This window comes from Microbacterium sp. CIAB417 (assembly GCF_022788845.1).
In genome coordinates, this window is the sequence record NZ_JAHZUT010000005.1 from 289,217 (window position 1) to 301,857 (window position 12,641).

A 12,641-nucleotide genomic window follows, 5' to 3' on the forward strand; every position below is an offset into this window, starting at 1 on the left:
GTCAGCCCTTCAGTCCCTGGGTGGCGACGCCGTCGACGAGGAAGCGCTGGAAGACCAGGAAGAACAGCAGCACCGGGACCAGCGCGATGAAGCTCGCGGTGACGGTGGCACCGTAGTCGGCGCCGCCGGAGGAGGCGTCGTTGTAGAGGCGCAGCGCGATGGGGAGGGGGTAGTTCTCGGGACTGGTCAGGTAGAGCAGCGGACCGAGGAAGTCGTTCCACGCCCAGATGAACGCGAAGATCGAGCAGGTGATGAGCGCGGGCTTGATGAGCGGCAGGATGATCGCCCAGAAGATGCGGATGTGACCTGCGCCGTCGATCCGCGCGGCCTCGTCCATGTCGCGCGGCATCTGGCGCATGAACTGGACGAGCAGGAAGACGAAGAACGCCTCGGTGGCGAGGAACTTCGGTAGCAGCAGCGGCCAGAACGTGTCGACGAGGTCGAGCTCGTTGAAGATGATGTACTGCGGGATGATCACGACGTGGAACGGCAGCAGCAGGGTGCCGATCATCGCGGCGAACAGGATGCCGAGGCCCTTGAACTGGATGCGGGCGAACGCGTAGGCCGCGAGGGCGCTGGAGAGCACGGTTCCGACCACCGCGCCGGCGGCGAGGATGAACGAGTTCAGGAAGAACCGCCACATCGGCACTCCGGCGATGCCCTCCATGACCTTGGCGTAGTTCTCCAAGGTCGGGGAGTCCGGCAGCAGGCCGATGCTGGAGCCGAACTCGCTGTTGGGCTTGAACGTCGAGAACAGCAGCCAGACCAGGGGGTAGAGCACGACCGCGGTCAGCGCGATCAGGGCGACGAGCCAGATGATCGTCTGCCAGGTCCTGCGCTTGATCGGTCGCCTGGCCGGGGCCGCGGGAGTGGTCTGTTGCTGCGCGAAGATCGGGGTCGTCGCGGACGGCGATGTCGGGGTCGTGTTCGAGACGCTCATCGGTTGTCTCCGGCGTAGTGGACCCAGCTGCGCTGGGTGCGGAACAGGATGAAGGCGATGACGGCGACGACCGCCAGCAGCACCCAGGCGATGGCCGCGGCATATCCCATCTGGCCATCGGAGAATCCGCGCTTGTACAGGTACAGGGTGATGAAGTTCGTCATCCCGGCGGGGCCGCCGGTGCCGTTGGAGATGATGTAGGCGGACGCGAACACCTGGAAGGCTCCGATCAGCCCCAGCAGCAGGTTGAAGAAGATGACCGGGGAGAGCATGGGCATGGTCACCGCGCGGAAACGGTGCCAGGCGCCCGCGCCGTCCATCTCGGCGGCTTCGTACAGTTCCTTGGGGATCTGCTTGAGGCCCGCGAGGAAGATCACCATGGTGGATCCGAACTGCCACACCGCCAGCAGGATCATCATCGGCAGGACGAGCTCAGGGATGCCGATCCATCCGCCGATGTCGATGCCGAAGAGGTTGAGCGAGTTGTCGACGGGGCCGTCGGTGGCGAACATCGCACGCCACACGATGGCCACCGAGACGGAGCCGCCGATCAGCGACGGGGCGTAGAACGCCGACCGGAAGAACCCGGCGCCCTTGTCGCGATAGTTCAGCAGAATCGCGACTCCGAGCGCTGCCGCCAGGGTGATGGGCGTGCCCACGAGCACGTAGACGAGGGTGATCTGCGCGGACTGGATGAAGCTCGGGTCGTTCGTGAACATCCGGACGTAGTTGTCCAGCCCGATCCACTTCGGCGGCGAGAAGATGTTGTAGCTGGTGAACGACAGGTACAGCGAATAGATCATCGGGATGAGCGTGAGGCCGAAGAAGCCGATCAGCCACGGGACGAGGAATCCGTAGCCCGCCAGGGTCTCGCGCCGCTCGCGACGCCGCTGGCCGGGCCGGTCCAGATGCTCCGGACGGCGTCTGCGGAAAAGGGGACGGCGTGAGGGCTTCTCGCCCGTCACGATGACTCTGGTCGCAGTGGTGCTCACGGGACTCTCCGATGCAGGTGTTTCAGGATGAGGAGAGGGTCCGGGCGCCCAGGGCGCCCGGACCGCTCGGCTCACTGGTTCAGGACGACGTCCATCTCGGAGAAGAACTGCGACACCGCGTCCTCCACCGTGATGGTCCCGAAGTTGAGCTCGGTGCCCAGCAGACGGAACTTCTCCTCGAGCGTGCCGAAGCCGACGATCGGCACGGGCGGGGCGTCTCCGAGGCGGTCGGCGATCGAGGCCTCGTAGTCGGCGATCTGCTGGCTCAGCGGATCGAGGTCCGCCGCTTCGAGCGCCGTCTCGGATGCCGGGATCCCGCGGTTCGTGCCGAAGATCTCACCCGACTGCGGCGAGTTGATGAGGAAGTCGACCAGCGTGGCGGCGGCCTCGGGATGCTCGGTGTTCGCCGCGATGGCGTGCAGCATCGAGGGCTTCAGGTACAGGTCCTTGGCGCCCTCCTCGGTGACCGGAGGGGCGACGAGCCCGAGCTCGGTGTATCCCTCGCCGAGGTTGCCGAGGTAGCCGGATCCGAAGTTGTCCCATGTCAGCTCGCTCGCGGCGATCGCGGTGTCGAACGGGCTGAGCGGCAGGATCTCCTCGACGCGCTGCTGCGGCACGCCGATGCCGTCGCGGATCCGCTGGCCGGACTCCCAGAACTCCGTCAGACGCTCTTCGTCGAAGCCGGGCTCGCCGTCTTCGCTGAAGAGGTAGGAGCCCTCGGCGCGCAGCTGCAGCTCGAAGTTCTGGATGCGTCCGGTGTAGTCGCTCCCGCCCCAGAAGGACCCGCCCGAGGCCTCGGTGACGTCCGCCATCCAGTCGGTGTAGTCCTCCCAGCTGCCGCCGGCGAACTCTTCGACGCCGGCCTGCTCGATCAGCACCGGGTTCGTGTACATGCCCCAGGCGTTCGTCGACGTCGGGATCGCGAACGTGGTGTCGTCGACGACGCCGATGTCGAGGATGTTCTGCGCCAGAGGTTCGGTCTGGATGACCGAGCCCAGGTAGGGCTCGAGGTCCAGCAGCAGGCCGTTCTGCGCGTACTGGCGCAGGTAGGAGTAGTCGAACTGCATCACGTCGGGAAGGTTCTTGCCCGCCGCTTCGGTCTGGCGCTTCTCCCAGAACGCCGGGAAGTCCAGGAACGAGGAGTTCACCGTGATGTTCGGGTACTCCTCGTTGAATGCGGCGATGACCTCGTTGTAGAGCTCGGCGCGCACGTCGTTGCCCCAGAACGCGAGGTCGAGCGTGACCTTCTCGTCGGGGTCGTATGTCGCTCCGGCCTCGGGCTCGCCGCCGGAGCAGCCGGCCAGGACGACGGCCGCGCTGACGGCCAGCGCGCCGGCGGCCAGCGATCGCTTCTTGTTGAACATCGTTGTCCTCTCTGTGAACGCCGGTGTTCGGACCACGGAACGACGGCGTCTCGGGTGGGGGATCATGCACGCGCCCCTCGGTGCAGGAAAGCGCTTACCGCAACGGTAACTCAGATAAAAACGTTTCGCAAGCAGCAGTGCGTCGGGAGAGGTGCGGCCCCGATCAGGCCGTCGACGCCCGCGCGCGCAGTTCGAACGGCGTCACGAACTCGCGCGCGTCCGCCGGGGCCGTGCCGCGGATCCGTTCCAGGAGGAAGGTCACCGCCGTGCGGGCGGTGACCTCGTGCGCGGGAGAGACGGAACTCAGTCTCGGGGTGAGGAACTCGCTCTCCGGCAGGTCGTCGAACCCGATGACGCGGATGTCCTCGGGCACGCGGATGCCGGCATCCGCGAGGCCGCGCAGTGCACCGATCGCGACGCCGTCCGTCGGGCAGAACACGCCGTCGACGGGCAGGCCGGAGGACGCGATGCGCCGGGCGGCGCGCAGGCCCTCCTGCATCGTGAAGTCCTCGATGTCGAAGAACAGCCGGGGATCCGGCTCGATCCCGGCATCCCGCAGGGCCTGCTGGTAGCCCTCGAGCCGCAGGTCGCGCACGGAGTCGGAGAGCGCGAAGCGGATGTCGATGATGGCGATGCGGCGCGACCCCTGCGCCACCAGGTGTGCTGTCGCGGCCCGCGAGCCGTCGATGTTGGGCATCGCGATGTGGTCCAGGGGGCTGTCGAAGATCCCCTCGCCGAGCAGGACGACCGGGTAGTCGACGCGCAGCAGGTGCTTGTCCTGCGGGCCGAGTCCGACGGTCGAGAGCAGCAGCCCGTCGTGCATGCGGTTCTGAGACAGGGTCATCGCCTCGAGCTCGCGTTCGCGCTGCGCATCCGTGTGCTCGATCTCGACGCGGTACCCCTCCTCGCCGGCGACCGTCGCGACGAGGGCGGCGAGCCGCGCGAAGTAGTGGTCGCCGATGTTCGGCACGGCCAGGCCGATCGTGCCGGTGCGGCCCGTGCGCAGGTTGCGGGCCGCGGCGTTGACCCGGTAGTCGAGCTCCTCGACCGCGGCCAGCACCTTCTGCCGCGTGGATTCCCGGACGTGCGGATGCCCGTTCAGGACGTTCGAGACGGTCATGGGGGACACCCCGGCCGCCTTCGCCACGTCCTGGATCGTCGCCATCAGCCCATCCTTCCGCGTCCCTTGCCCGGATCGGAATTGTATCGCTACAATTCCGGACGACCCCCATCTGGAGAAGGACATCATGCCCAGCACCCGCGTCGTCATCGACCTCGATCTGCCCGGCTCGACCATCAGCCGCCACCTCTACGGCCACTTCGCCGAGCATCTCGGCCGGTGCATCTACGGCGGCTTCTTCGTCGGGGAGGACTCGGACATCCCGAACGAGGGCGGCATCCGTCTCGACGTCGTCGAGGCGCTGCGCGAGCTGAGCATCCCGAACCTGCGCTGGCCCGGGGGCTGCTTCGCGGACGACTACCACTGGCGCGACGGCATCGGCCCGCGGGACGAGCGGCCCCGGATGGTCAATTCGCACTGGGGCGACGTCGTCGAGGACAACTCGTTCGGCACGCACGAGTTCATGCAGCTGTGCGAGCTGCTCGGCGCGGATGCGTACGTGAACGGCAACGTCGGCTCGGGCACCGTGCGCGAGATGAGCGAGTGGATCGAGTACCTCACGCGCGGCGACGACTCGCCGATGGCGGCCCTGCGCCGCAGCAACGGCCGGGACGAGCCGTGGAAGGTCCCGTTCTTCGGCATCGGCAACGAGGCCTGGGGCTGCGGCGGCAACATGCGCGCCGAGGCCTACGCGGACCTCGCGCGCCAGTACGCGACCTACGTGCGCGACCACGGGGACAACACCGTCTACCGGATCGCGGCCGGCGCGAACGTCGACGACTACGACTGGACCGACACGCTCATGAAGGCGCTCGGATGCCTCGGCTGCGACGGCCAGGGATCCTCGCCGTACCAGGCGGTGTCGCTGCATTACTACACGATGAGCGGCTCGTGGGAGGCCAAGGGATCCGCGACCGTGTTCGACGAGGACGAGTGGTACCTCGCGCTGTCCCGCGCCTACCGCATCGAGGAGCTTCTCACTCGGCACAGCACGGTCATGGACCGCCACGACCCCCGCAAGCGCGTCGGTCTCGTCCTGGACGAGTGGGGCACCTGGTGGGATGTCGAGCCGGGGACGAACCCCGGGTTCCTGTACCAGCAGAACACGCTCCGGGACGCCCTGGTCGCGAGTGTCCACTTCGACGCGTTCCACCGCCACGCCGACCGTCTCGTGATGGCCAACATCGCGCAGACCGTCAACGTGCTGCAGGCGATGCTGCTCACGGACCCCGACACCGGGGCCCTCGTGAAGACCCCGACCTTCCACGTCTTCGCGATGAACACCGGCCACCACGACGCGCGGGCGCTGGCGGCGCACGTCGTCGATGGCGAGACCAGGGAGAGCGACGGGCGCGATCTTCCCCTGCTGTCGGCCTCGGCATCCACCAAGGACGGCACGGCGCTCGTCTCGCTGTCGAACCTGGACGCCGACCGCCCGCGCACGGTCGTCCTCGACCTGCGCGGAGCGGCGGTCACCGGGTTCAGCGGCCGCGTCCTCACCGCGGACTCGGTGTCGGCGCACAACACTCCGGAGAACCCGGATGCCGTGACGCCGGTGGTTCTCGACGCCATCCGTCGTCACGAGCGGGGGCTCGAGATCGATCTGCCTGCGCACGCGTACGCGACGGTGTCACTGGAACTGGCGTGACCGAGCCGCTCGAGGCGTTCCGTTCGCGTGCTCCACTCGGTCGGAGGGGGCTCTCGGGCTATGAGGTCGATGCGCGGACCACGAGCTCGGGCTGATAGACGACGTTCGCGAGGTCGGGGGCCTCGGTGCCGGCGATGCGGGAGATGAGCAGTTCGGCCGCGGCGCGGCCCATCTCGCGAGCCGGCTGGCGCACCGAGGTCAGCGGGACAGTCGCGATGGCGGCGAACTCGATGTCGTCGTAGCCGACGACCGCGATGTCCTGCGGAACGCGGATGCCGCGGGCGGTGAGCCCGTGCACCAGCCCCATCGCGAGGTGATCGTTCGAGGAGACGACGCCGTCCGGGCGGTCGTCGGGCCGCCGATCGGCGAGCTCGTCGGCGAACGCCAGCCCGCGCCCGGTCGTGGCGCTCGTGGTCCAGATCGGCTCCAGCGAGATTCCCGGGTGCGCGTCGACGGCGAGCTGAGCGCCGGCCAGGCGCTCGCGCACCTGCCGAACCTCCTGCCGTGCGCCGACGAAGGCGAGTCGCCGGCATCCGATGTCGATGAGATGCTCGGCGGCCAGCCGTCCGCCGGCGACATCGTCGAGCGAGACGGACGGCAGCACGGCGTCGTCGTCCACCGCATCGACCAGCACGACCGGCATCCGGCGATCGCGCACGCGCTGCTGCCAGGGCTCGATCGGACCGAAGGGACTGACCAACACGCCCTCGACCTGGACCCGGTCGAACAGCTCGAGGTACTCCAGCTCCTTGGCGATGTCATCGTTGGCGTTGCCGACGAGAATGCGTAGCCCCGCATCCGACGCGACCTCCTCGGCGCCGGCGACCAGGTCCGCGAAGAAGGGGTTCGTGATGTTGATCACGGTCATGCCGAGCAGCGCGCTGCGTCCGACCCGCAGCTGCTGCGCCGCCTGGAGCGGGACATAGCCGAGACGATCACTGGCCTCGCGCACGCGCTGCGCGAGCTCCTCGCTGACCCGACCGGGACGGTTCAGCGCGTTCGACACCGTGCTGATCGACACGCCCGCGAGCTCGGCGACATCCCGGATGCCCACCCGCTTCATCTCGCCCTCCCTCGTCGGCCGGTCTCCCTGGTCATGGTAGGCGCTTTCCGCATCGGGTCGGCGCACGCGGCGGCTGAGGATCTCCGTCGCCGCGGCGAGGATCGGGCAATCCGATCGGCGCCGGCCTCCGAAGCTCCTGTAGATGCGGCACCGGCCGCACAGGAACAAGGAGGTCCATCATGAGCTCTTCCCCGAACCGCCTCGTCGCCACGGTCTTCGGCGCGGTCTACATCCTCGTCGGCCTGCTCGGCTTCGCCGTCACCGGGGGTGTGGGGTTCCTCGCGACGGAGGGAGGCCTGCTTCTCGGCATCTTCATGGTCAACCCGCTGCACAACGTGGCCCACCTGCTGATCGGCGCCGCGCTTCTCGTCGCGGGGCTGATGTCCGCGCGCGCGGCGAAAGCGGTGAACATCGTCGTCGGGGCCGCGTATCTTCTGCTCGGCATCGTCGGGTTCTTCCTCGTCGGCACCGCGTTGAACATCCTCGCGTTGAACACGTTCGATCACTTCCTCCACCTCGCGAGCGCGATCGTGCTGCTGGGCGTCGGCATCGCGACCGACCGTTCCGCTGACAGGCTCGCGTCGGGGCGGACGGCCTGACGGGCGCGGCGATGTCGACCCGTCCGCTGGTGACCGCCACCGCCGCGCCCCGGCAGGGCGTGGCGGTGGCATCTTGGCCCTCGATCGCGGCGTGGGGCGGTGGACTCATCCTGCTCGCACTCGGTGCGGGGGCCTCGACTGCGGCGGAGATCGCGCCGCCGGTCCGGGGTGTGGCCATGGCATTGGTGGGCGCCGGAGCCGCCTTCATCGGCTGGGGGACGGCTGCGCTGGTCGTCGGCCGGATCGTCGCTCCGCGAGTCGGCCTCGGCGCCGCGGCGGCCGCCGCCGCCCTGGCGATCCTCGCCTTCGTCCTCGACCCGGTGCGGATGGGCATCCTCGCGGTCGCGCCGGCGATCGCTCTGCTCGCCGTGGTCGGCATCGCGTGCGGGCGTGAGCGTCGCGCACCGCGAGGACGGTCGAGCAAGGGCGCCGCTCCGGGGCGGGTGCGCATGGCGGAGCTGGCGATCGCCGCTGTGCTGGCGGCGGCGATCGTGACGCCCGCACTCGCCGCTGTCGAGGCGGGGAATCTCGCTCCCGCGGGCGGGGATGTGGTGATCCCGGACACCGGGCACCATCACTGATCCGGAGTCGGGCTCTCCGCGAGGTCGTTCGCGTCCTACGGCGGTCGGTCCGAGACCGACCTGCTTGCGTCAGGATCCACTGCCGTGGCACACTAACGGAAAGCGTTTACCTCGGCATCCCGATCCGGATGCCGTCTCCTACGAACGGAATCCAATGTCACAGGCGACGACCCGCGAGATCGGGATCATCATGAACGGCGTCTCCGGACGCATGGGCTACCGGCAGCACCTGGTGCGTTCGATCCTCGCGATCCGCGATCAGGGTGGAATCGAGCTCTCCGACGGCACGCGGGTCACGGTCAAGCCGATCCTCGTCGGCCGCAGCGAGCAGAAGCTCGCCGAACTCGCCGCCAAGCACGGCATCGAGGACTACACCACCGACCTCGACGCGGCCCTCGCCGACGAGAAGTGGGAGATCTACGCCGACTTCCTCGTGACGAAGGCCCGGGCATCCGCGATCCGCAAGGCGATCGCCGCAGGCAAGGCGATCTACACCGAGAAGCCGACCGCGGAGTCGCTCGAGGAGGCCGTCGAGTTGGCTCGACTCGCCCAGGCGGCCGGGGTCAAGACCGGTGTCGTGCATGACAAGCTCTACCTCCCCGGACTCCAGAAGCTCAAGCGCCTGATCGACTCCGGCTTCTTCGGTCGCATCCTGTCGGTCCGCGGCGAGTTCGGCTACTGGGTGTTCGAGGGCGACTGGCAGCCCGCCCAGCGCCCGAGCTGGAACTACCGCACCGAGGACGGCGGCGGCATCATCACCGACATGTTCCCGCACTGGAACTACGTGCTGGAGAACCTCTTCGGCGAGGTGAAGAGCGTCTACGCGCAGGCAGCGGTGCACATCGCCGACCGCTGGGACGAGAAGGGCGAGCACTACACCGCCACCGCCGAGGATGCCGCCTACGGCATCTTCGAGCTCGACGGCGGCATCATCGCCGAGATCAACTCCTCCTGGACCGTCCGGGTGAACCGCGACGAGCTCGTCGAGTTCCAGGTGGACGGCACGCACGGGTCGGCCGTGGTCGGCCTGTTCGGTGCGAAGATCCAGCCGCGCAACGCCACTCCGAAGCCGGTCTGGAACCCCGACATCGAAGACACCCACGACTACGACGCCGACTGGCAGAAGGTGCCGACGAACGACGTGCTCCTCAACGGCTTCCGTCAGCAGTGGGAGGAGTATCTGGAGTCCTACGCGCTCGGCACGGACTACCCGTTCGACCTTCTCGCCGGTGCCCGCGGCGTCCAGTTCGCCGAAGCGGGCCTGGCATCCAGCGCCGAGGGCCGCAAGGTCGCGATCGAGAAGCTGTCGCTCTGATGTCGACGCTCCGTCTTCTCTCGGCATCCGGAGCGCTGTCGGATGCCGAGCTCAACGACTCCGGGGCGTACACGCGTCCGTCCTCGTCGCTTCAGAGCCGTGTCGCGTACGCCGCCGCGCACGTCGTGCCGAAGGTGCATGCCGACAACACTCCCGGCCAGCCCGCCGACATCGACTGGGACTCCACGCTGGCGTTCCGCCGCAACGTGTACTCCTGGGGTCTGGGCGTCGCCGACGCGATGGACACGGCCCAGCGCAACATGGGACTGGATGCCGCGGCCACGCGCGAGCTCATCTCCCGCAGCGCCGAGGTCGCCCGCGAGGAGGGCGGCTCGGTCGTGGTCGGCGTCAACACCGACCACGTCGACGAGACGCGCATCTCGCTCGATCAGGTGATCGACGCGTACGTCTCGCAGCTCGAGTTCACCGAGGAACAGGGTGCCGGACCGGTGCTGATGGCGTCACGTCATCTCGCTCGGGTCGCCGAGTCCGCCGACGACTACCGCCGGGTCTACCGGGCGGTGCTGTCGCGCGCGACGACCCCGGTCGTGCTCCACTGGCTCGGCACCGCGTTCGACCCCGAGCTCGAGGGCTACTTCGGGGCGTCCGACTGGCAGACCGCGTCGGGCGTGCTGCTCGACATCATCGCCGAGAACCCCGGCAAGGTCGCGGGCGTAAAGATGAGCCTGCTGAACGCCGAGAGCGAGATCTCGGTGCGCTCGCGGTTGCCCGAGGGCGTGCGCATGTTCACCGGGGACGACTTCAACTACGTCGGGCTCATCGGGGACTCCGCGGAGGGCCACTCCGACGCGCTGCTGGGCGCGTTCGCCGCGATCACCCCGGTCGCCTCCGCCGCGATCCAGGCTCTGGATGCCGGAGACGCCGCGGCCTACGAGCGCATCCTCGGACCGACCGAGGAGCTCAGCCGTCAGGTGTTCGCCGCCCCGACGTTCTACTACAAGACCGGCGTCGCCTTCCTGTCCTGGCTCAACGGCCACCAGCCGGCTTTCCAGATGGTGGGAGGGCTGCACTCGGCGCGGAGCCTGCCGCACCTCTCGCGGATCGTGGAGCTCGCCAACGCGTCGCTCGCTCTGGAGCAGCCGGAGCTCGCGCGCAAGCGCTGGCACGGGATGCTGCGCCTGAACGGGGTGGACGCATGACCGTTCGGCCCGACGCTCATCAGGCGCGAATGTCAGGAGATTTCCCGGATGTCGGGCGAAATGCCGCCGGATGCCCCGTAATCCGGGATGCCTCCCGACAGGTGACCCCGGCCGGCCGCCAGAACCGCACGAACGGAGCCGGACTGTGAGCCGCCTGTCGATCAACCAGGCCACGATCAAGTACGCCGACCTCGCCGAGGCACTCAGCGCGACGGTCGCCGGCGGTGTCGAGGCGATCGGCCTCTGGCGCGAGCCGGTGAACGCCGTCGGCCTGGACACCGCGGCGTCGATGCTGACCGACTCCGGGCTGCGCTTCACGACGCACTGCCGTGGCGGCTTCTTCACGCTGTCCGACGGCGCGGCCCGCGTCGCGGCGTTGGACGACAACCGCCGTGCGATCGAGGAGACCGCGACGCTGGCCGCCGCCGGCGCCGAGGGGTCGACCGCGATCCTCGTGCTCGTCGCTGGCGGGCTGCCGGAGGGCTCGCGTGACATCGCCGGTGCCCGCGAACGCGTGCGCGATGCGATCGGCGAGCTCGTGCCGGATGCCGCAGCCGCCGGGGTGACCCTCGCGATCGAGCCGCTGCATCCGATGTACGTCTCGGACCGCTGCGTCGTCTCGACGCTCGGCCAGGCGCTGGACATCGCCGCGGACTTCGACGCGTCAGTGGTCGGGGCGACCGTGGACACGTTCCACATCTTCTGGGACCCGCAGGTGCTCGAGCAGATCGCGCGCGCGGGGCGCGAGGGGCGCATCGCCACCTATCAGGTGTGCGACTGGAAGACGCCGCTCGCCGCCGACGTGCTGCTCAGCCGGCACTATCCGGGGGACGGCGTGATCGACTTCGCGACCCTGACGCGCGCGGTGGTCGAGGCCGGATACACCGGCGACATCGAGGTGGAGCTGTTCAACGAGGACATCTGGGCGACCGACTACGCCGAGGTCGTGCGCCGCACGGCGGCGTCCTTCGACGCCGTGGTGGCCCCGCACCTCTGACCGGTCCGCGCCGCTCCGCCTGCGCCACGGAACCGCGTTCGGTGCCGGCGGAGTGGCACGGACGCGCGAGAAGGAAGGATGCTGGAGGCATGACGATCAGGATCGGACTCTGCTCGGTGACGTTCCGCAGCCTGGACGCCGCGGCGATCGTGACGGCGGCCGCGGAGGCGGGGCTCGAGTCGATCGAGTGGGGCGGCGACGTGCACGTCCCTGCCGGTGATGTCGCCACGGCCGGACGCGTCGCCGCGCTGACCGCGGATGCCGGGCTCGCCGTCGCCTCCTACGGGTCGTATTTCCGGGCTGCCGAGGGCGACGACATCGCACCGGTGCTCGACAGCGCCGAGGCCCTCGGCGCGACCCGCATCCGGGTGTGGGCGGGGTCAGCGGGGTCGGCCGACGCCTCCGCGCCGGAGCGCGCGCGGACGATCGATCGGCTACGGGATGCGGTGGAGGCGGCATCCGGGCGCGGGCTGGAGCTCGGGCTGGAGTTCCATGGCGGGACGCTCGCCGACACAGCCACTGAGACGCGGCGCGTGCTCGACGAGGTCGACCATCCGGCCCTGCGCACGTACTGGCAGCCGACCGTCGGCGCGCCGGACGCCGTCGCGGTGGACGAGTACCGGGCGCTGGCCGACCGCGTCAGCGCCGTGCACGTGTTCTCCTGGTGGCCGCGGGGCGAACGCCTGCCGCTGGCCGAGCGCGCGGGGTTGTGGCGGGAGTTCTTCGCCGCGGCATCCCGCTCCTCCAGCAGGCCGAGTGACGCGCTGCTCGAGTTCGTGCCCGGCGACGACCCGGCCGTGCTCGCGCGCGAGGCCGCCACGCTGAGGTCGTGGCGCGATGCGTGAGCCGGATGTTCCTGACT

The 12,641-nt window shown here is 69.2% G+C and carries 12 protein-coding genes; 7 read left to right on the forward strand and 5 right to left on the reverse strand.

Going from position 1 to position 12,641, the window contains the following annotated elements; all coding sequences use genetic code 11:
* Nucleotide 1 precedes the first annotated feature (1 nt).
* The 4 genes from KYX17_RS22185 to KYX17_RS22200 form a co-directional block, all read right to left on the reverse strand.
* Nucleotides 2-940 carry a carbohydrate ABC transporter permease gene (locus KYX17_RS22185; protein WP_243229586.1) on the reverse strand — a complete coding sequence of 313 codons (939 nt, stop codon included), beginning with the start codon at nucleotides 938-940 and terminating at the stop codon, nucleotides 2-4.
* Complete coding sequence (locus tag KYX17_RS22190) at nucleotides 937-1,932, reverse strand: carbohydrate ABC transporter permease (RefSeq protein WP_243229587.1); 996 nt, start codon at nucleotides 1,930-1,932, stop codon at nucleotides 937-939. Before KYX17_RS22190 ends, KYX17_RS22185 begins: the two co-directional genes overlap by 4 nt.
* Nucleotides 1,933-2,003: 71 nt before the next feature.
* Nucleotides 2,004-3,296: an ABC transporter substrate-binding protein gene (locus tag KYX17_RS22195; protein ID WP_243229588.1), complete on the reverse strand. Its 1,293-nt coding sequence runs from the start codon at nucleotides 3,294-3,296 to the stop codon at nucleotides 2,004-2,006.
* Between the two features lie 163 nt (nucleotides 3,297-3,459).
* Complete coding sequence (locus KYX17_RS22200; protein WP_243229589.1) at nucleotides 3,460-4,461, reverse strand: LacI family DNA-binding transcriptional regulator; 1,002 nt, start codon at nucleotides 4,459-4,461, stop codon at nucleotides 3,460-3,462.
* An 82-nt stretch (nucleotides 4,462-4,543) separates the two neighbouring features.
* On the opposite strand from KYX17_RS22200, the gene KYX17_RS22205 reads away from it, so the two are divergent.
* A complete protein-coding gene (locus tag KYX17_RS22205) occupies nucleotides 4,544-6,064 on the forward strand; it encodes an alpha-N-arabinofuranosidase (RefSeq protein ID WP_243229590.1) in 1,521 nt (506 codons plus the stop codon).
* A gap of 58 nt (nucleotides 6,065-6,122) precedes the next feature.
* On the opposite strand, the gene KYX17_RS22210 is transcribed toward KYX17_RS22205, so the two are convergent.
* On the reverse strand, nucleotides 6,123-7,127 hold the full coding sequence (locus KYX17_RS22210) for a LacI family DNA-binding transcriptional regulator (RefSeq protein WP_243229591.1): 1,005 nt from the start codon (nucleotides 7,125-7,127) through the stop codon (nucleotides 6,123-6,125).
* A gap of 179 nt (nucleotides 7,128-7,306) precedes the next feature.
* Here KYX17_RS22210 and KYX17_RS22215 point away from each other — a divergent pair, with 179 nt between their 5' ends.
* From KYX17_RS22215 to KYX17_RS22240, 6 genes are all read left to right on the forward strand, one after another.
* Nucleotides 7,307-7,726, forward strand: coding sequence for a DUF4383 domain-containing protein (locus KYX17_RS22215; RefSeq protein WP_243229592.1), 420 nt, complete (start codon nucleotides 7,307-7,309; stop codon nucleotides 7,724-7,726).
* Nucleotides 7,727-7,737: 11 nt separating this feature from the next.
* On the forward strand, nucleotides 7,738-8,307 hold the full coding sequence (locus KYX17_RS22220; RefSeq protein WP_243229593.1) for a hypothetical protein: 570 nt from the start codon (nucleotides 7,738-7,740) through the stop codon (nucleotides 8,305-8,307).
* 154 nt (nucleotides 8,308-8,461) lie between these two features.
* Nucleotides 8,462-9,622 carry a Gfo/Idh/MocA family protein gene (locus KYX17_RS22225; RefSeq protein ID WP_243229594.1) on the forward strand — a complete coding sequence of 387 codons (1,161 nt, stop codon included), beginning with the start codon at nucleotides 8,462-8,464 and terminating at the stop codon, nucleotides 9,620-9,622.
* On the forward strand, nucleotides 9,622-10,782 hold the full coding sequence (locus tag KYX17_RS22230; protein ID WP_243229595.1) for a dihydrodipicolinate synthase family protein: 1,161 nt from the start codon (nucleotides 9,622-9,624) through the stop codon (nucleotides 10,780-10,782). Before KYX17_RS22225 ends, KYX17_RS22230 begins: the two co-directional genes overlap by 1 nt.
* Before the next feature lie 145 nt (nucleotides 10,783-10,927).
* Nucleotides 10,928-11,779 carry a sugar phosphate isomerase/epimerase gene (locus tag KYX17_RS22235; RefSeq protein WP_243229596.1) on the forward strand — a complete coding sequence of 284 codons (852 nt, stop codon included), beginning with the start codon at nucleotides 10,928-10,930 and terminating at the stop codon, nucleotides 11,777-11,779.
* An 89-nt stretch (nucleotides 11,780-11,868) separates the two neighbouring features.
* Complete coding sequence (locus KYX17_RS22240) at nucleotides 11,869-12,624, forward strand: sugar phosphate isomerase/epimerase (RefSeq protein ID WP_243229597.1); 756 nt, start codon at nucleotides 11,869-11,871, stop codon at nucleotides 12,622-12,624.
* The last annotated feature ends 17 nt before the right edge of the window (nucleotides 12,625-12,641 follow it).